This window comes from Bacteroides sp. AM54-2NS (genome assembly GCF_003602935.1).
Classification (GTDB): Bacteria; Bacteroidota; Bacteroidia; order Bacteroidales; family Bacteroidaceae; genus Bacteroides; species Bacteroides xylanisolvens.
Map to the genome: position 1 here is coordinate 11,759 of NZ_QTMZ01000030.1, position 20,451 is coordinate 32,209.

Annotated in this window: 15 protein-coding genes and 2 pseudogenes; 8 read left to right on the plus strand and 9 right to left on the minus strand. The window is 41.5% G+C overall.

Annotated elements, in window-relative coordinates; translation table 11 throughout:
- Positions 1-38: 38 nt before the first annotated feature.
- From DXA05_RS17375 to DXA05_RS17390, 4 genes are read right to left on the minus strand one after another with little or no spacing between them, the layout of a single operon-like run.
- On the minus strand, positions 39-1,055 hold the full coding sequence (locus DXA05_RS17375; protein WP_128859422.1) for a GNAT family N-acetyltransferase: 1,017 nt from the start codon (positions 1,053-1,055) through the stop codon (positions 39-41).
- Positions 1,056-1,068: 13 nt separating this feature from the next.
- Positions 1,069-1,986, minus strand: coding sequence for a DUF2156 domain-containing protein (locus tag DXA05_RS17380; protein ID WP_128859423.1), 918 nt, complete (start codon positions 1,984-1,986; stop codon positions 1,069-1,071).
- Between the two features lie 56 nt (positions 1,987-2,042).
- Positions 2,043-2,747, minus strand: coding sequence for an LrgB family protein (locus tag DXA05_RS17385; RefSeq protein WP_128859424.1), 705 nt, complete (start codon positions 2,745-2,747; stop codon positions 2,043-2,045).
- Positions 2,734-3,177, minus strand: coding sequence for a CidA/LrgA family protein (locus tag DXA05_RS17390; RefSeq protein WP_008024417.1), 444 nt, complete (start codon positions 3,175-3,177; stop codon positions 2,734-2,736). Before DXA05_RS17390 ends, DXA05_RS17385 begins: the two co-directional genes overlap by 14 nt.
- Positions 3,178-3,374: 197 nt before the next feature.
- Here DXA05_RS17390 and pta point away from each other — a divergent pair.
- From pta to DXA05_RS17430, 8 genes and pseudogenes are all read left to right on the plus strand, one after another.
- Positions 3,375-4,393, plus strand: a pseudogene (pta, locus tag DXA05_RS17395) (phosphate acetyltransferase).
- 40 nt (positions 4,394-4,433) lie between these two features.
- Positions 4,434-5,633, plus strand: coding sequence for an acetate kinase (locus DXA05_RS17400; RefSeq protein ID WP_117809391.1), 1,200 nt, complete (start codon positions 4,434-4,436; stop codon positions 5,631-5,633).
- A 204-nt stretch (positions 5,634-5,837) separates the two neighbouring features.
- Positions 5,838-6,773, plus strand: coding sequence for a site-specific integrase (locus DXA05_RS17405; RefSeq protein WP_128859425.1), 936 nt, complete (start codon positions 5,838-5,840; stop codon positions 6,771-6,773).
- A 374-nt stretch (positions 6,774-7,147) separates the two neighbouring features.
- The gene (locus tag DXA05_RS17410) at positions 7,148-9,844 is read left to right on the plus strand and encodes a PL29 family lyase N-terminal domain-containing protein (RefSeq protein ID WP_128859426.1); all 2,697 of its coding nucleotides are present in this window, start codon (positions 7,148-7,150) and stop codon (positions 9,842-9,844) included.
- A gap of 496 nt (positions 9,845-10,340) precedes the next feature.
- Positions 10,341-11,329, plus strand: a pseudogene (locus DXA05_RS17415) (glycosyltransferase).
- Positions 11,330-11,579: 250 nt separating this feature from the next.
- Complete coding sequence (gene radC / locus DXA05_RS17420; protein WP_004314429.1) at positions 11,580-12,275, plus strand: DNA repair protein RadC; 696 nt, start codon at positions 11,580-11,582, stop codon at positions 12,273-12,275.
- A 180-nt stretch (positions 12,276-12,455) separates the two neighbouring features.
- Positions 12,456-12,767, plus strand: a complete 312-nt coding sequence (locus DXA05_RS17425) for an iron-sulfur cluster assembly protein (RefSeq protein WP_004314431.1) — start codon at positions 12,456-12,458, stop codon at positions 12,765-12,767.
- A gap of 52 nt (positions 12,768-12,819) precedes the next feature.
- Complete coding sequence (locus tag DXA05_RS17430) at positions 12,820-13,584, plus strand: UDP-2,3-diacylglucosamine diphosphatase (RefSeq protein ID WP_004314435.1); 765 nt, start codon at positions 12,820-12,822, stop codon at positions 13,582-13,584.
- 282 nt (positions 13,585-13,866) lie between these two features.
- Here the strand turns inward: DXA05_RS17430 and DXA05_RS17440 are convergent, their stop codons facing one another.
- The 5 genes from DXA05_RS17440 to DXA05_RS17455 are packed head-to-tail and all read right to left on the minus strand — an operon-like array spanning position 13,867 to position 20,438.
- Complete coding sequence (locus DXA05_RS17440) at positions 13,867-16,110, minus strand: alpha-amylase family glycosyl hydrolase (protein WP_284515599.1); 2,244 nt, start codon at positions 16,108-16,110, stop codon at positions 13,867-13,869.
- Positions 16,104-16,247: a hypothetical protein gene (locus tag DXA05_RS27830; RefSeq protein WP_284515600.1), complete on the minus strand. Its 144-nt coding sequence runs from the start codon at positions 16,245-16,247 to the stop codon at positions 16,104-16,106. The genes DXA05_RS17440 and DXA05_RS27830 overlap by 7 nt, the downstream gene beginning before the upstream one ends.
- Positions 16,248-16,264: 17 nt before the next feature.
- Positions 16,265-17,629, minus strand: a complete 1,365-nt coding sequence (locus DXA05_RS17445) for a DUF5115 domain-containing protein (protein ID WP_227236737.1) — start codon at positions 17,627-17,629, stop codon at positions 16,265-16,267.
- Between the two features lie 23 nt (positions 17,630-17,652).
- Positions 17,653-18,801, minus strand: coding sequence for a SusE domain-containing protein (locus DXA05_RS17450; RefSeq protein WP_015533046.1), 1,149 nt, complete (start codon positions 18,799-18,801; stop codon positions 17,653-17,655).
- Positions 18,802-18,839: 38 nt separating this feature from the next.
- Positions 18,840-20,438, minus strand: a complete 1,599-nt coding sequence (locus DXA05_RS17455) for a RagB/SusD family nutrient uptake outer membrane protein (protein ID WP_008645150.1) — start codon at positions 20,436-20,438, stop codon at positions 18,840-18,842.
- Positions 20,439-20,451 lie beyond the last annotated feature (13 nt).

A 20,451-nucleotide genomic window follows, 5' to 3' on the forward strand; every position in this document is an offset into this window, starting at 1 on the left:
CTTTTTTCGTACTCTTCCTAGGTGGTGTAATTCGTGTCTTAATTCATCATCAAGCTCATATATGGCTTTAACGGCTGGAGTATTTTATCTGTTAGTTCGCTAATATTCATCTGTATATGTGTACCGGGCAGTCGCTCGGTACTATACATGCACTTCCCTTTACACAGATAATAATAACCGTTATTTACCGACAGTTGTTTATCCGATAATTCCAACTGCATTTCATCTTCGGGGAAAGCCGCGGCATAGATTTGCAGCACTTCTTTGGCATTGATGATACGTGCCATGCCCAACGGATGTTGAGGCTGTTGATCTTCGGGAGGTAAGAGTTGAACCATGCACTTATATCCGGTGTGTTGCCTGATAGCATACAATAGGCTATATTCCACATCTTTATCTTCAGCGCAAAGCTCATTGATAATGATATGTTTGTCTCCTTTATATATAATAGTCATCCCCTTGATATCGTTTTCTTGTCTGGCTACAAATAAGTATCCTCCGCTGATGGCAAGATCAGTCATAATAACCTGAAAGTCTTCCAGCGTGTGCTGAATACAGCAAGCCCGTTCGGAAAGCTTCTTATTCAAATAAGAATAAATCTCTTCCTGAAATACCGGAACCACACTGACCGCTATCTCTTTAGAAGGAATAAACTCCGGCAAAACGATCTCTCTAGTTGAATACTTGAATACGGAAGCATATCCCATGCGGGCATAATAGTCGAACAACCAGGGCTCTGCCGGTATCAATGTACTGAAATATACTCCATTCCGCAGCATCCGGGCGAAAGACTGTGATAAAAGCTCTCTCATAACCCCTTTGCTTCGGAAATCGGGATGCGTACAGGCTCCTGAAATATAGGAAGTCTGCACTGTTTCTCCGCCGAAAGTCATCGGATAAGGAAGCATCTGAAGCGCAGAGATTACCTCATCGCCACTTTGGATGGCGACATTCACCTCTGTTTTATAGCGCAGTCTGAAGTACATTTCAACGAATTCTTCACTATCGTCAAAACAGATTTTCCACAATGCTTTTACTTGCTCCTTTAACATCATATTTATAATGGACTTACCATTTAACCATATTCATGGGATGCTCTTTGAGGCAAGCCATATATTTTTCCAGAATCGTCGCCGGCTGGTAAGACAGTTTGGCTTTGCGTAAGCCCTCAATACCTAAATCCTCTTCCCGGTTGATATAGATATATTGTTCGGGAATCCGGTTGGCAAATTCATAATTAATCATGGCATACGCACCTTCAATACTGGTATCCGCTTTTTCTACATGTACGCCGAATGTTTCATGATTGATAGGCATACCGAATGTGAATGCGACGATTTTACCGTTCACATGCAAGATACCTCCCGTCAGTCCGAGTGCCTCGAAGTTGTGGAGAGCATAAATCAGGGCGCGACGTTCGTTGCCTGTCCCCTCCTGTTGGTCACAATTATTCACTTTACACCACTCTGCTTCCAGATCCAGACATTCCTGAATACGGTCCGGGGTAATCGGTGTGTATTCGTAATCCGGATAAGTGTTGCGGAACCGGTTGATATGATTTCTTTTCGCCTGGAATTTCTTCCCTTTCAGCGTAGAAAGATCACTTCTCAAATAAATATAATCCGCATAGTCGCGGTCTTCTGTGAAAGTGAACTGTTCCGGAAGGATGGTTTCGAGATCAGCGCGCATATTGCTGCACACTCCCAGCATACAAAAATGCTGGTTCTCTTTGCGGGCATCTTCTATCAGTTCCCACAATACTGCTTTCAAATCTCCTGTACCTACGGGCATCATATAAGCAAGTTGTTCTCCCGCCCAGAACTTGAATACCAGAAAGTTGTCGACCACTGCGAATTGAGTGTCGTATAAGAATCTCCAGCTGCAAAGATTGGAGAATGAAAGATCGCAATTGCGGCGATCACTTTTCATCGTGAATGAGGTGATTGTGTCTTTGTCTGCTAATGTGATATCTTTAAATGGAATCATAAAATTGCTTTTTGCGTTTAACTCTTTATATAACGGAAAATCAAGAGATTTTGTTTTTACAAGACACCTAATAATCGAAGGAGCGTAGGTGTGAGTAGTGCAGTGAAGATTCCATTCAGTGTCAGTCCCAGACTGGCGTATGCTCCATATTTACTGCTGATATCCATTGCGGTGGAAGTTCCGACAGCATGAGCGGCTGTCCCCATCGAAAGCCCTTGGGCGATCGGACTGCCTACACGCATGATTTTCATGGTCTTAAAACCACAGATTGCTCCTAATAAACCTACTGCCACAACAACTGCCGCCGTCAGTGACGGAATACCGCCAATGGCTTTGGTTACTTCCATCGCAATCGGAGTCGTAACCGATTTGGGAGCCAGAGACAGGATTACTTCTTGGGAAGCTCCCATAAACTTCGCAATCAGCACTACTGAAATAACTCCGACAATGCAGCCTGCCAGTTGAGACAGAAGGATTGGCAATAACTGCTTTTTTATCATCTCCAATTGAAGATATAAAGGTACGCCTAAAGCAACAACAGCCGGGCGGAGCCAGAACTCGATCAGATGTCCTCCTTTATTATAGGTCTCGTATGAGATATTTGTCATTTTAAGGAAGATGATTAATAGGGCGATGGTCAGCAATATAGGATTTAATAATACCAGTCCTGTTTTCTTCTGAAGCAATTTGGCAAAGAAGAAAATCCCGAAGGTGATAGCCAGCAGGAAGAAATTATTCTCTAAGAACTCATTTGTCTTTATTCGTTAAGTTGATTTTATCTTTAAGGTGCAGTTTCTCCGACAGATGGAAATCCGTCAGATGAAGTTTGCGCGCCAGCTTAATCTGACGTGCCAGCCTGAACTTGCGGACGATTTGATGTACCCATCCCGTAACGACAAGTACAAGCGCGGTGCTGACAATGGTCGCTGTTACTATCGGCCAGAACTCTGCCGCAATAACATCAAAGTATAGCATAAGAGCCACACCGGGCGGAACGAAAAAGAATCCTAAGTTGGCAACCAGAAAGTCGGACAATCCCTGTACCCAGTGTAGTTTAATCCAACCTAATTTTAAAAAGAGGGTGAGCAGCAGCATACCGATGATGCTGGAGGGGAGCTTGATACCCGTAAGATAAACTATTAATTCACCCAAAGCCAAACAGCCAAATAAAATGGCGCACTGACGTATCATATACTAATAACCTATTGATTTTGTTTGAAAACACTGCAAAGGTATGAAAAATAGGAGTACAGTGTTAAATATTATAATATTTTAGACTTGGGAGAGAAAAATAGCCGAAATTGTAATGTGGATATTGCAAAATTGAGTACTTTTGCACCGCAAATTACAAATTGTAAGGACGTTTTATAATAATATTCAATATATCTATGCTCAATTTAATCAACCAAATCGTGGCGCGTGCGAAAGCAAATCGCCAACGTATTGTTCTTCCGGAAGGAACTGAAGAACGCACATTGAAAGCTGCCAATATGATTTTGACAGACGAAGTAGCCGATCTAATTTTACTGGGTAAACCGGCAGAAATTAATGAACTTGCTACAAAATGGGGATTGGGAAACATCGGTAAAGCTACTATCATTGATCCTGAAACTTCTCCGAAACACGAAGAATATGCGCAGTTGTTGTGTGAACTTCGTAAAAAGAAGGGGATGACTATCGAAGAAGCCCGCAAATTGACGAGCGATCCTTTGTTCTATGGTTGTTTAATGATTAAGAGCGGTGATGCTGACGGTCAGTTGGCTGGTGCCCGCAACACTACTGGTAATGTATTGCGTCCTGCTTTGCAGATTATCAAGACTGCTCCGGGAATCACTTGCGTATCCGGTGCTATGTTGCTTCTGACTCATGCTCCTGAATACGGAAAGAATGGCATTTTGGTCATGGGTGACGTTGCCGTAACTCCGGTTCCGGACGCTAATCAGCTGGCACAGATTGCTATTTGTACTGCTCAAACTGCGAAAGCCGTTGCCGGTATTGAAAATCCGAAAGTGGCTCTGTTGAGCTTCTCTACCAAGGGTTCTGCAAAACACGAAGTAGTTGATAAAGTGGTAGAAGCTACTAAGATTGCAAAGGAGATGGCTCCTACGCTTGATCTGGATGGTGAAATGCAGGCTGATGCTGCTCTTGTTCCGGAAGTCGGTGCAAGCAAGGCTCCGGGTTCTCCTGTGGCTGGCGAAGCAAACGTATTGATTGTTCCGAGTCTGGAAGTTGGTAATATCTCTTATAAGTTAGTTCAACGTCTGGGACATGCTGACGCTGTCGGCCCGATCCTTCAGGGTATCGCTTGTCCGGTAAACGACTTGTCTCGTGGTTGTCTATCGAAGATGTATATCGCATGATTGCTATCACGGCTAACCAGGCTATTGCTGCAAAGGCAAATAAATAAGTATTAGATATAAGGTAGTAAGTATTAAATTGACAACGACATGAAAATTCTGGTATTGAACTGCGGAAGTTCATCTATTAAATATAAATTGTTCGATATGACCAGCAAAGAAGTGATTGCGCAAGGTGGTATCGAAAAAATCGGTCTGAAAGGATCTTTCTTGAAACTGACTTTACCGAATGGTGAAAAGAAAATTCTGGAAAAAGATATTCCTGAACATACAGTAGGAGTTGAGTTTATCCTGAATACGTTGATTCACCCCGAATATGGCGCTATCAAATCTTTGGATGAAATCAATGCCGTAGGTCACCGTATGGTACACGGAGGCGAGCGTTTCAGCGAATCTGTATTGCTGAACAAGGAGGTATTGGAAGCCTTTACAGCTTGCAATGATCTGGCTCCGTTGCACAATCCGGCTAACTTGAAAGGTGTGAATGCAGTTTCTGCTATTCTTCCTAACATTCCGCAGGTAGGTGTATTCGATACGGCTTTTCATCAGACCATGCCGGATTATGCCTACATGTATGCTATTCCTTATGAATTGTATGAAAAGTATGGTGTGCGTCGTTATGGCTTCCACGGAACATCTCATCGTTACGTGTCCAAACGTGTATGTGAATTTTTGGGCGTGAATCCGGTAGGACAGAAAATTATCACTTGCCACATTGGTAACGGTGGTTCTATCGCTGCTATCAAAGATGGTAAATGTATGGATACTACTATGGGCTTGACTCCATTGGAAGGCTTGATGATGGGTACTCGTAGCGGTGATATTGATGCCGGTGCAGTAACATTTATCATGGAAAAAGAAGGCTTGAACACAACCGGTGTTTCCAATCTGTTGAACAAGAAGAGCGGTGTACTGGGCATTTCGGGTGTATCAAGCGATATGCGTGAACTCTTGGCTGCTTGTGCGGCTGGCAATGAGAAAGCTATCCTTGCAGAGAAGATGTACTATTACCGTATTAAGAAATATATCGGTGCTTATGCTGCTGCATTGGGCGGTGTGGATATTATCCTGTTTACTGGTGGTGTAGGTGAGAACCAGATGGAATGTCGTCGTGAAGTTTGTAAGGATATGGAATTCATGGGTATTGAGCTTGACAACGATGTGAATGCTAAAGTTCGTGGTGAGGAAGCAATTATTTCTACTCCTGCTTCTAAAGTGAAAGTAGTAGTGATTCCGACAGACGAAGAATTGTTGATTGCATCCGATACAATGGATATTCTGAAGAAATAATAACAGAATTGATTTATATTGTACGGGGATGTGCCAAGATTGGGACATCCCCGTCTTTTTTTGTCTTAGTTTTACCTCATCGCTCCTTTCATTTACTTCCAAGAAACAACATTGTTATTATTATTGTTATTTGTAACTTACAGGTTTGCTTGTTCTTAAAAATACCTGTATGTTTATTGTGTAATTAAATTAAGTAATAATAATATGTTAAAAGTAGTAGCATTTATGAGGCAAGTGGCTAACGGGCTACAAATGGGGGGAAACTTTGGGACGGCTCACGTATATCGTAGCAGTCTCAATGCCATTATTGTTTATTGTGGGAAAGGAGATTTCACTTTTGATAAAGTAACTCCGGGATGGTTGAAAGGTTTCGAAATACATCTTCGTAGCCGTGGTTGTAGTTGGAATACAGTTTCAACTTATTTGCGTACATTTCGTGCAGTATATAACCGTGCAGTCGATCTTCGAAAAGCACCTTATGTGCCGAACTTATTTCATTCGGTTTATACCGGTACTCGCGCTGATCGTAAGCGAGCTTTATGTGAGGAAGACATAAAAAAGGTATTTGCAAAATTACATTCATCGGTTGCAACTCCGGCTTTGCGATGTACACAAGAGCTATTTACTCTGATGTTTTTACTTCGTGGTTTACCTTTTGTCGATCTCGCATATTTGCGTAAGAGTGATTTGCATGATAATGTGATTACTTATCGTAGGCGTAAGACGGGGCGTACATTGTCGGTGACATTGACTCCGGAGGCAATGCTTTTGGTGAAGAAGCACATGAATTGTGACCCTTCTTCTCCATACCTTTTCTCATTGTTGAAAAGTCGTGAAGGAACAAAAGAGGCATATCGAGAGTATCAGTTAGCATTGCGCACATTTAACCGACAATTAATGTTGTTGGGTGAATTGTTGGGACTGGGTGATGAATTGAGTTCATACACCGCCCGTCATACATGGGCTACAACAGCGTATTATTGTGAAATTCATCCGGGCATCATTTCCGAAGCGATGGGGCACTCGTCCATTACGGTGACGGAGACTTATCTGAAACCTTTTCAGAATAAGAAAATAGATGAAGCAAATAAACGGGTTATTGATTTTATCCGGTATTCGGTTCGGAATGCAATTTGCTGAAAGTAAGCCTGTTACTTTGTAGGTAACGGGAATAAATACCGGTGCAAATATGAGCATATTTCTTAAAACAACCAAACGAAATCGCACATTTTTTCCATTAAAGCACTCAAAAGAAGAACATAAATAGATAAAACACGTGGATTCTTTGTACTAGGGTATGTTAACCTCTAAATTTTGCATAAGATTTCCCTCCCCTCTACCTCTTTCTCGAAGTAGGGGTTAAAAAGTTTCATTGTATATTATATCATTTTCTAGTATTGACTACTCAAAAAGAGCAGGGACAAAGGTTTTCCCGTTACCTACAAAGTAACAGGTATGCTATTATTGAAACTTAGTGTTTAATAATATATTATTAATGTAATTTTTAAGTAGTTATGAAGAAAAAGTTTGTAAAAGTGATGCTCTTCGGGGCGCTGGCGCTTTCTGCTATCAGCTACGTAGGATGCAAAGACTACGATGATGATATAGATGGTTTGCAACAGCAGGTCGACGCCAATAAGAGTAAAATTGAAGAGGTGGAAGCTGCAATGAAAGCCGGTAAATTTATTGTCAGCTATACTCCTGTAGCAAATGGTTATGAATTGTCTCTTTCTGATGGTTCTAAATTGACTATCACCAATGGTAAAGATGGAGAGAACGGACAGCCGGGATTAAATGGTGAAACGGTCATTCCTAAATTTAAAGTATCAAGTGACAACTATTGGCAGGTAAGTACTGATGATGGTAAAACCTATGAGTATGTTTTAGATGCAGATGGAAATAAGGTTAATGCTACTGGGAAGAAGGGAGAACAAGGTGAACCTGGTCAGCCTGGCGAACCAGGGCAGGATGCATCAGCTAACGTGTCCATTAATAAAGATGGGTATATCGTTATCGGTGATGTGGTAACAAGCTTGAAAACTGATACTAAAGTTCCTTCTATCGTTATAAATGAAGTGGATGGTTTGTATGTCATCACTCTTGACGGTAAAGAATATAAAATGTTGGCAGAAGGTTCTGCTTATAATGGTTTGCAAAGCATTATTTACAGAAGACAAGCTGCTGATGATCGGGAGGATTTTGTAAGATCAATTGGTTTGATGTCGTCCAATGATCCTGAAGCGGAATTATTGGCAACCAGTGCTTCAGTTGCTACTTTCAAAGTATGGCCTACTACACTGGATCTGGGTAAAGCTGTATTTGCATTTACCGATACATACAAAACCAGAGCACTTGTTCCTGCACTGAAATATGTAGAAGGTAGTGCAAAATGGGTGGATAACCGACAAGGTATCTTGAGTGTAAATATGATTTCCGAAAACATTGAAGTTGATAAACCTTACGCTTCTTCTTTGGATGTAACAATTAACGGTTATACAACAGCCTCTGATTATTTCAACTTCAAAGCTGAAAAATGGACTCCGGCTGATTTGAGTTTTGTGCATACAAAAGATGCAGTTGAAGTTCCTACTGATGTTTTGGCTGATGCAACTACCGAATCCGATTTTTCATCTTATGTTGAATATACATTTGTTTATAACAAATCTTATAATTTGAATGATTCTGTAGCATTGGGACATGATGTGGAAGAGGATTTCATTTCAATGGCTGATTTAGGATTTAGTGGTATCACTGTTGAATTCAAACAAACAGCTGATAAGGCAAAAGGTATCTTTGAAATTAAAGACGGTGTTATTACAGCTAAATCTAGTGAGCAAGCTTCGGCTATCAATGAATTATGCTATGTGACAGCAACTTATAAGAATGAAAAAGGTACGGAAATCATTTCTTATGACTTTGCAGTGAAAGCTGTTCGCGAGCAGCAAGTGGCTCCGGCATTGGTTGATATTGATGTAGAAACGAAAGATGCAGCTGCAGCTGATAAGTTAGCTAAATTGCAGTATAGCACAAGTGAACAAACTATTGACTTGAATGTTCGTGCATTCTTGAATTCACTGGGTGGACGTGACTATATGTCTGACAATGAAAACGTAACTCCTGTTAAATATGGTTTGTATTACTTGACTAATGAAGATGGTAAAACTTATGCTAACAAGGTTGATGCATATATTGAATTCACACCGGGTACAAGCACAGATTTGGATAATCTTAAATTGATATTCCCTGCCGAAACTGTTATCAATGGAGATCAGCAATTGTATTCATTCGAAACATGGCCAGGTGGTGGAAACTCAAAATATGAAATTACAAATTCTGAAGAATATGCATGGCGTAAATCCACAACAACTCATCGTGTTAACGGTTCTAACAAACAGTATACTTTGAAATTGAAGGATCTTGTTAAGTGCGAACGTAAAGTGAACATCAAGCAAAATAGTGCATTTGTTGTGAATGGTAAGACAACTATTACCGGTGCATGGACTGAAGCTGATAAGTCATTCAGTATGACGGCTGATTTGACAGTTCTTTATGCTGCATATAATACAGATAACAGTACTTCTAGTGAAGTTATTGAATATTATCTGGCTCCGCAAGCAAAACAGTCTGATGCTGTTAAAGCTGTTTATAGTCAGATAAGCATTGCTGGTAATGTTATTACTGTAACTCCGGATGTAGATGTGAAGACTTTAGGTGCTATCAAGATCGGAGCTAAAATACAAGGAACTGATATTGAAGCTACTATTCTTGATATAAATGGAAAAGAAGTGACTTATTGTGAACCTGTATTGCGTTCTCCGCTTGATGTCTTGTCTTACAAGTCTTCTATTGATTGGAATATAGATGGTGATCAGAATAAGACTATCAATGTAGGAACGAAAGCAGAAATCAAGATGTCTGACAAAGATATCAATGTAACCAAGAAGAATGTAGTTATTGAAAATGGAGTAGCAAAAGCTCCTTGGGCTGCAGCTTATGGCATTGATGCTGCTGGCGCCATTACTTATGCAATTGATGGATATAGTGCTACTGTAAATGAGGGTACCTATACTATTAATCCGTCAACAGGTGTGATTACATGTAACAATACAGCGATTGTTCAGTCATTGGACATCTATGTGAAAGTAACTGTAAATCATAACTGGGGTACAGAAACTATTAATAAGATCACTGTGAAAGCTTCTTTGAAATAGTCCTATTTTAAATAAGAAAGAAAGGGTAACTCTTTTCCTTTGTGTAGAGTTACCCTTTTATTGATAATATAATTGTCCGATATGGTGGTATCGGATATTATTTGTCGAATTATTCATCTTTGTGAAAAGATGAATATGTTATTTCCCACTAAGGATTTTTGACATCCTTAATTTGTTAGATGAAAAAAGGTAAAGACTGCACTTGTGAAAGACCAGTCTAATAATAAACCTTTATTTCGAAGGGCGTTCCAATTTTCCCTTATTTCCCAGGAACGCCCTTTTTTATTCTGTAAGATTTATCAAACTAATATAGTTGGAGAAACTCAATCTCTTTTTATAATGATTCTAACGGAGAATAGAAAACTTTTTGAGGGAATCTTGATAAAAAGTAGATAGGAAATATAGTTAGTTCTTTTGTTTTTCTGGAGATTTGGGAGTAGTTTCCCCTTTTTTGTCTTAATTTGCATCTCAAATTCATTCTTAAAACGAATTTACTATGCGTTACTCCGTCATAATCCCCGTTTATAATCGTCCCGATGAAGTGGATGAATTATTGCAAAGTCTTACCATGCAACACTTTAAAGATTTCGAAGTCGTTGTTGTAGAAGATGGTTCCTTCATTCCCTGTAAAGAAGTAGTAGAACGGTATGCAGACCGGTTGAATATAAAATACTTCTCTAAACCTAACTCCGGTCCGGGACAGACCCGCAATTACGGGGCAGAACGTAGCGAAGGAGAATACCTTATTATATTAGATTCTGATGTCATTCTTCCCGAGGATACTTCGATGCGGTAGAGAAGGAACTTCTCGCTTCTCCTGCCGATGCTTTCGGCGGTCCCGACCGTGCGCACGATTCTTTCACGGATATCCAAAAGGCGATAAACTATTCCATGACTTCTTTCTTTACGACCGGAGGAATCCGTGGCGGGAAAAAGAAGATGGACAAATTCTATCCCCGCAGTTTTAATATGGGAGTTCGCCGGGCAGTGTATGAGGCTTTGGGCGGATTCTCAAAGATGCGTTTTGGAGAGGATATTGACTTTAGTATCCGTATCTTTAAGAACGGCTATACTTGCCGGCTTTTTCCGGATGCCTGGGTGTATCACAAACGCCGCACTGATTTGAAGAAGTTCTTCAAGCAAGTGCATAACTCCGGCATTGCCCGTATTAATCTTTATAAGAAATACCCGGACTCTCTGAAACTGGTGCATTTACTTCCTGCTGTATTTACGCTGGGAGTGGCACTCTTATTATTAGGAACCCCATTCTGTCTTTTCAGTTTTACGCCGATCATTCTTTATGCATTGCTGGTATGCATGGATTCTACTATTCAGAATAAGAGTCTGACTATTGGCATATATTCCATAGCCGCTGCATTTATACAACTTATCGGCTATGGTACAGGCTTTTGGCGTGCATGGTGGCAGCGTTGTGTCAGAGGAAAAGATGAGTTTGAGGCTTTCCAAAAGAATTTTTATAAGTAACCTACTTTTAATTTGTTTACTACCATTCCTATTTTTACTTAAAAGGAATGTTGCATGACACCCGGGTCTCAATACGTCTGACACCCGGGTCTCATGCTACTCAACACCCGGGTGTCAGGTATGCTGAGACCCGGGTGTCGTACAACTTGTCTCTGCATAGAAAAAAGAAGAAGCCTGCAACCAATTTTTTTCCCATTGCCTCTATCATTAAATTAAATAAACCTACCTTTACACCTTCAAAACATAGCAAATGGAAAGTAAGCATAAACTATCCATCAACCAATGGGCACTGGAGGACCGCCCACGGGAGAAAATGATGGAAAAGGGAGCAGCAGCATTGAGTGATGCCGAACTACTCGCTATATTAATCGGCTCCGGAAATACGGAAGAAAGCGCTGTTGAACTGATGCGACGCCTGCTCCTGTCTTGTGATAACAATCTCAATTCTCTGGCAAAATGGGAAGTCTGCGATTATTCCCGTTTTAAAGGTATGGGACCGGCGAAAAGTATTACAGTGATGGCAGCATTGGAACTTGGAAAGCGTCGGAAACTGCAAAACACAAAAGAAAGGCCTCAAATCACCTGTTCAAAAGATATTTATGATATTTTTCAACCTTTGATGTGCGACCTCGAACAAGAAGAATTCTGGGTTCTTTTATTGAATCAGGCAACGAAACTGATTGATAAGGTGCGTATCAGTACCGGTGGAATAGATGGAACATACACCGATGTACGCACCATCCTTCGGGAAGCATTGCTGCAAAGAGCCACCCAAATAGCTGTGGTCCATAATCATCCTTCAGGGAATATCCGTCCTAGTCAGCCTGACAAAACACTGACAGAACATATTCGTAAAGCGGCAGATACAATGAATATCCACCTGATAGATCATGTCGTCGTTTGTGAAGACGGGTTCTTTAGCTTTGCGGATGAAGGATTGCTTTAATTTTCTCTACATCTTTATTCCCTTTTGCAACAATTTACCATCTGGGTACGTTTTTCATATTAGTGAAGATGGAGAATAGATGTAATATTCTTTAGGTACACGATGCTCATTCCGTACCTAATTTTTTATGTTTCATTTTTTATCTCTATCTTTGCGATACATAACAAAATGAGAAGACGTATGGAAAAGATTGAAATAGAAGAAAAGATTGTAGCCATGCTAAAAACGGTGTACGATCCGGAAATTCCGGTGAATGTATACGATCTTGGACTGATTTATAAGATAGATGTCTCCGATACTGGAGAAGTGGTACTTGATATGACATTGACAGCCCCTAACTGTCCGGCTGCTGATTTTATCATGGAAGATATTCGTCAGAAAGTGGAATCGGTGGAGGGTGTGACTGCGGCTACCATTAATCTGGTGTTTGAACCGGAATGGGACAAAGATATGATGAGTGAGGAGGCGAAACTCGAACTCGGTTTTCTCTAGTTACGAGTGATAACCTCATAATCAATCTCTTATAACTAACAACTCAAAACTCATGAAGAACGTTTATTTCCTTTCCGATGCGCATCTTGGGTCCCGTGCTATTGAGCATGGACGCACGCAGGAACGGCGTTTGGTGAACTTCCTTGATAGTATAAAGCACAAGGCTTCTGCTGTTTATCTGTTGGGAGATATGTTTGATTTCTGGTATGAATTCCGGCTGGTCGTCCCCAAAGGATATACCCGTTTCTTGGGAAAAATCTCCGAACTGACGGATATGGGAGTGGAAGTGCATTTCTTTATTGGCAACCATGATATATGGTGTGGGGATTATCTCACCAAAGAATGTGGTGTCATTATGCACCGTGAACCGCTGACTACCGAAATATACGGAAAAGAGTTCTATCTTGCTCATGGTGACGGACTGGGCGACCCGGACAAGAAGTTCAAACTGCTTCGTTCCATGTTTCACAGCAAAACATTACAAACATTGTTTTCCGCTATTCATCCCCGATGGAGCGTGGAACTTGGTTTATCATGGGCGAAACGCAGCAGGCAGAAACGGACTGACGGAAAGGAACCGGATTATATGGGGGAAAATCAGGAGCATCTGGTACTATATACAAAAGAGTATTTGAAAAGTCATCCCAATATAAACTTCTTTATTTACGGACATCGCCACATTGAACTTGATTTGATGCTAAGTGTCACTTCACGTGTGCTGATACTTGGAGACTGGATTAATTTCTTTTCTTATGCCGTATTCGACGGCGAGAACCTTTTTCTTGAAGAATATATAGAAGGAGAGACGCAGGTTTGAGGCGGATAGTTTCATCCCGGTGTGAAACAAAAAGTTTCCCGGTGTGAAACGAATGGTTTCCCGGTGTGAAACACTTCGTTTCTCGGTGAGAAACAAACAGTTTCAAGGCATGAAACAACTAGCTCGCTTAAAAGGATTGAAAAAAAGCTCATGCTTGAAGAGAAAAATTTCTACCGATAAGAAATAATTAAAGCAATAAATCCTGCTCCAACATTGTGGAACAGGGATTTATTACATTATTATGGGTTGTTTTCTATGATAACTCTGATTACAACCGTTCAATCAATTGTTTACTGGAAAGTTGGTGTATAACTTGAAGCTATTAGCAGGTATAACAACAGGCTGTTCAGAACTGTTAGTCACATTCAATGTTTCACCATTCAATTCATACCAATCTCCCGTGTTACCAAAGTACACACCTGTATTAATCTGTTCATTCTTGAAATTGCCTACTACAACCAGTTTCTTTGTAGTGGATTCCAATCTTAGATAACGACCTTTATCCCAATCGGAAACACTTACTTTCCAGTCTTTGAATGCGTTGTCGCTGAATAAGTCCGGATTATCATTGCGTAATTTCAGCAAAGTGCTATAAGTGTCGTATAATCCTTTCCGATATTGGTCAGTAAGATAATCCCATTTCACAGGCTTGGCATCAGTATTCTTTTCAGTTCCCATTGTTCCATCGTACTTATACATTATGGAATAATCATATCCTAGTTCGCCAAACTGCCAAATCATTTTCGGTCCTGGAACGGTCAGGAAGAAGGCTGCATTTGTTCCCAGTTGTTTCATGCGGATATCAAGACTTGCATTTTGAAGATTGCCAAAAGCAGTTTGCTTGTATGCAACTCTTTCTTCATCATGGCTTTCCATGAAATTAACCCATCCTTCGGCAGGCATTCCGCTATTTCGCATGTATGAAAAATCAGAATTGCTTGATTCTCCCATTCCGGATTGGCAATAGCTTTCATTCATATTATGCCATAGTTTCATCCCTGCTTTAGCCAATTCTGACTCTTCATCCAAATTGCAGAAGTGTTCGAGAATCATCACTGCATTAGGATTGGTCGTATTCACTGTTTTATAGTAATCTTTCAAGATAACAACACGGGAGTCATCTTTGTTGCTTGCCGTTGATTCATTGCTCTTGTTTTGAGTAAATCCTTTGGTTAAGTCAAAACGGAAACCGTCAAACTTATACTCTTCCAACAAGAACTTCAAGTTACGTTTTACAAATTCACGTACAAGCGGCGATTCGTGATTGAAGTCATGGAATACGCTGAATGGATGCGGAGCATCGACATTGAACCACGGATTATTCTTGGCTGTCTTGCTTTCTTTCGAATTCCAATAAAGTTTAGCAAATGGATGACTGCCAGTAGCATGGTTGTAGACTACATCCAGTAATACTGCAATGCCTTGTTTATGACATTCATCAATGAATTGCTTATATTCCTCTTTCGTTCCATATGCTTTGTCCATTGCAAAATAATAACATGGATTGTATCCCCAGCTATTATTCCCGTCGAATTCTTGTATAGGCATCAGTTCAATCGCATTCACTCCCAGACTCTTGATGTAGTCCAAATGTTTAGTAGCCTCTTTGATTGTACCCGTAGCAAGTTCGGAACCTACTTGTGTGAAGTCACGGAATAGTAACTCATAGATTACCATATTGTCAGGATTATCAATCTTGAAGTCGGATACTTGCCAATTGTAGGATGCCGGTTTTGTTTGGAATACGGAGACAATGCCTGTTGTCTTTCCATTCGGATACTGTATGGCACTAGCCGGATAAACTCCTTGTTCTACAAGATATTTATCGTTCGAGCCATCCAGCACTTTTTCACAATAGGGGTCGCCAATACGAACATTGCCGTCTTTTTCACTACCCATGTAATATTGGAAACCATACTCTTTGGCGGGGTCGATGCCCGTAACGGTGTACCACCAGAAGTGTTTGTCGTTATCACGCTTCATCTGATATTCAGTACTAAGTTCCCAATCATTGAAGTCGCCAATGAGACAAGCATAATCCTTGTAATTGTTATCCGTATCCAAATCGTATAGTGCGAAAGTCACAGACGTTCCGTCAGCCGATGGATGGATACCCGCTTCTTCTACCGGGCAGGCAGCTATCTCTACCGGAGCCGGTGTGAAAGTCTTGTCTCCTGTTACTGTGATAAAAAAGTCGCTGGTTTTCTTTTCGTCAGTCAACGCTTCATCATTGCGGAAGAGGATGCAGACATTTTGAATGTTTGCTGCATTTTCCGCGCCAAACCATTCGCGTACTGTCGGGGCAAGTGTAAAGCACCAAATATTATCCGCCACTTTCTCTGCCTTGTATTTATCTTCATTTACCCCCCATTCCGTAGGAACATACATCCAGTCATTGATACCGATGTGAACATATACATCACCTTCATAGCCGTACAAGTCGTCGCCGGCTGCTGCTTTATACCAGATTTTACCTTGCTTGTCGCCCTTGAATTTAGTGGGGTAATTATTGATTCCTTCTACCAATCTTCGATAGACGGCTCGTGATCCAGTTCGGGGATTTCCGGACCGGTGATTAACATCTCATGGTTTTCGTCGGAACATGCTACTATCGTGAATAGACAGAGCAGCATCCAGAATATATGTTTTATATCTTTTTTCATAATGTATTTTCCATTTATTATTCTTTGATGAGGACTAGTCTACCGTTCAGATAGAATTTGATGGTATAGTTACCGGTTGCGTCCATTGAAATATTATCTCCAGCAAAAGGACTGGGTGTATCTAATGTTCCCCCGAAACTAACACCGGAGTCCCAACTGGAATTGACGCGGAGTTTAAATTCACCCACTGCCATTTCAGTCTTTGCAGTCCAGCATTTTTCTGTTGCATCATAAGTTAATTCTTTGCCGTTTTCCCATCCTCCTGTGGCTGTACCTATAATATCCATAGATGTTATTTCTGTTGCAGAGACGTACTTGTCGTCCAAATTGACTACAATGTAATAAATACCCTGTGGTAAAGATAAGTTTCCACCATCATTTGTCATACCTTCTTTCGAGGTAAAATAGTCATATCCATAATCAAGTCCGCCATTCGAACCATCCGGCCAATAGGGCTGTGCGGTAAACTTAAAGCCACCGTTCAATTCCGACATTCCCCAATAAGCATTGTTTCCTTCTGGCTTATATAAAGTCGGTGCTTGTGAAGGCTTCCATTCCTGATGATTTCCTGGTATCCATAAATGAGGTGCATCCATTGTTTTCTCAATCTTGTAAGTGCCTTCCATCATGTTGATGGAGATTCTAACTGATTTATAATCGCCACCGGATATTTTGATAGGATTTGCTGTTTCTGATAAAATGAGATTGCCTTCTGGAGCATCGTTGTCTGCATCAACCGCGCCAAGTGATTTGCCTGAGTTGGATTTAATCAGGAAATAGGCATCTTTTGCACCGGTGTTATCTGTAACCAGAGCAGGAACTGTTGTTGTAAAGACTGAATTGGTATAAGGATCACCACTTGTATTAACAAATGCTACATTCTGTTCCCAAGTCAGAGAGCCATTAATATAATAAGCGCTTTCAATAACCGGTGCTTCCGGAGTAACTTTCAACTCATAGCTTTCAGCCGGTGCCGCATATACTGTCTTTCCGACAGCCACGTATGACGTTAATACTGCATTCATGGTACGTTCTACCGGACGGATACCATATATTTGCGCCACTGCATTCTGCAAATCTTCCGTTGCTACGTATCCTTTGTCGTCTACAATTAAAGTCACTTTATTATCTAACTTCATTTTATAAGATAAAGTGGCTTCTTCTTTAACGGCAGGAGTTGTAAATACGGCAACCGCTACGGATTCTTCCTCGACATTTCCAAGATTAATCGGGGCTACACCTGTAGCTGTAAAAGTTATTTTGTCAGCAGCTTCTTCCTGTCCGTAAGACTGTGGGGAAGCTACCCCTTCATTAAAATCTTCGTTGCAGGCTGTTAGTGCGGCAGCCAGTAACACGGTTATATATATTGATAATTTTTTCATATCTATCTGCATTTAAGATTAATCTATTTAGCTTTGAAGTAATAGCACTCGTCCAGTTCGTTGAACAGTACGGTATAATCACCCGGTTTGCAACTGATGGTAGCTCCATCAACAAATGAGCCAAACGGGAATACCTCTCCACCCCAAGTCTTGTCGCCGGAAGTAAATTTGGCTTTGCAGCTTGCCGCGATTGTTATGTCGGCATACCATACATGTGAATGCTCCATGGTAACTTTGGTCATGTTTACAGATTCCGAACCATAAATCAATGTGACGGCATCATATTCTGTCGGTTGAGTTTCAAAAGTAGTAGCTTTCATTGTCAGTTTATTTTCAAGCGTATTGAGATGAAGTGTGTACCAGCCGGCCGCATTCACTTTAATATTCTGAGAGTTCTTGTCATTTACCAAATTGGTGAATCCTTCGCTGTCAGCATTTCCCCATTGGTCGTCCCATGCACCGGGAGTAGCCACTACCTTAAATCCTTTATCTGCTGGGATATATCCTGTGTAGGTAAATTCTCCTTTACCAGTATTGGCATCATACGCATATCCTTTTACCAGTGACATCGGGAAATAAGCGGTACCTGCTGCCATTGTCGGATTTCCCCAGGGAACTTCACCGATGAAATCGCCCAGTAAATAATAAGTGGCAGGAACGGCATCAGATATATCCATATAATAAGGTATAACTTTCAATTCTATCGAATTGGAATGTATAGGATACCCTTTATCTCCGATATGTGCGTACAAACGTACAAATACACTCATCGGTTCGCCGTCATAATCATTCTCCGATGTCCAGCCGGCAAGTTTTACGATTGCCTTATTCAATTCCTGTGTGTTGGCATCCACTTTGGCTGATGTAGATATGGAAGGTAGTGTCAGATAAGAGGCGTCTGCCGTTTCCGTTTCATCAGTCCATTTGTCTGTTAAATCCGCTTGCACGGTGTAAGTCACTACGGCAGGATAGCCGTAGTCCGGTTGCGTACAAGTCAACTCGATATTCTTGGATTGATTTAGGTCATAGACGTTGTACGTTGCATTGGCAGGGGTGTTCAATACAAAAGTTGTAGGTTCCTGTATGGTAGGATTTGAGTCCCTGTCATCCTCGCAGGCGGTCAGCAGGGCTGTCGCTACTAGTATGGACGTCAGTATATTTATTTTTTTCATATTACTCTGTTTTTATAAAAGTATAACTTCGGTCTGGTTTAATATTCCGGGTTTTGCTCCAGATTCGTATTCGCATTGATATCATTGGCAGGAATAGGATAAATGTTGCGGAACTCTTTTATTTCAGTACCTTGTTTTTCTCCACCTTTCCAATCCCAGTTATAGTCGGTGTGTCCGCCGAAATCGCCGAAACGAATCAAGTCAATGCGGCGGCGACCTTCAAACCAGAACTCACGCGCCCATTCGTCACGGATGTCCGTCAATGTATATGAAGCAGATTCGGCGGCGTTCGCACGCTTACGGATTTCATGCATAGCGTCTATGGTCTCCTGAGTAGAAACACCATTGTTGGCACGGATACTGGCTTCTGCTACAATCAGATAAGCTTCTGCCATACGAAGAAGAGGTATATCCATATCAGGATTATCCGTATCGCTTGTCAGTCCGTTGTCTGCACGGATGTTCGAGAATTTGGCACATGCGAATCCGTCCGTAAAGCTCATATTGTCTCCTGTCGACGTACTTCTCTGCACTCCGCACATCAAGGCACGGTCATCTTTTGCTGCCACTACCATCTGGTCTTCCAATACGGAAGGAGCATCATTTACGTTCGGGAAGAATTTGGCTACCATTGCCTGACGACAATGCGGGCCGCCCCATCCTTGCTTGCTTCCCCAGGGATTCATGCCTGTGTCACTTTTGTGCGTACCTGCAATCAAGAACAGCGAACCACCCCAACTCTTGGTTCTCACACCATCCTGCAAAATGGGAAGTATCACTTCCTGTCTTGCCTTGTTGACATTGCTGCCATCATTATCTGCCATGAACAGGTGTTTGTAGACAGGAGCCAGCTTATAGCCGGAGCCAATCACCTTCTGGGCATATTCCTTGGCTTTTCCCCATTGAGGCGTGCCGGTATAGACTTCTGCGTTGAGATACATACGTGCCAGCAATAACCAGGCGGCAACACGGTCTACACGGCCGTAAGTCGTTTGAAGCGGCTGTGCTAGTGTGGCGGTAGCGTCGTCACCGATTTCTTTCAACTCTTCTTCAATCTTCGCGAAAAGATCCGCACGTTGTATTTGCTGAGGCTTTTCTGTCGATACTTTATCGCAATAAGGCGGATTGCCGAACATATCCATCAGGTAGTAGTTGTTCAAAGCACGGATAAAACGTACTTCTGCACGTTGGCGTGTCGTTTCATCATCTGTCAGTCCTTCCGTTTGTTCCAGGAAGTAGTTGCACAAAGTGATGTCGAATGTCAGACGGTAATAGAGTCCTGTCACGATTTCATTGGAAGAACTCCAACTGCAATCGGCAATAGTAGCGACACCGGCATCGTTCCATGAATTGACAATCGCTTCATCTGTCATCAATTGGTTGGCACACCAAGTCATACGGTAGAAAGAGGAAGTACCTTCGTCGATGTCGTCCAAGTCACCGCTTCCGTCGGGGCCTTTCTGACCTGTCAGTCCGAGGGTTCCATATATCTTGTTAAAAACGCTCGCCTGGTCAAATGTCATCACTATATTCGGGTCGATAGGAGTCGCATCCAGGTCACCGATACATGAAGTCACGCTGACTGCCAGTAATAGTGAGGCAGCCGATAGGATTGATTTTATATATCTGAATTTCATAATTGGTATTTTT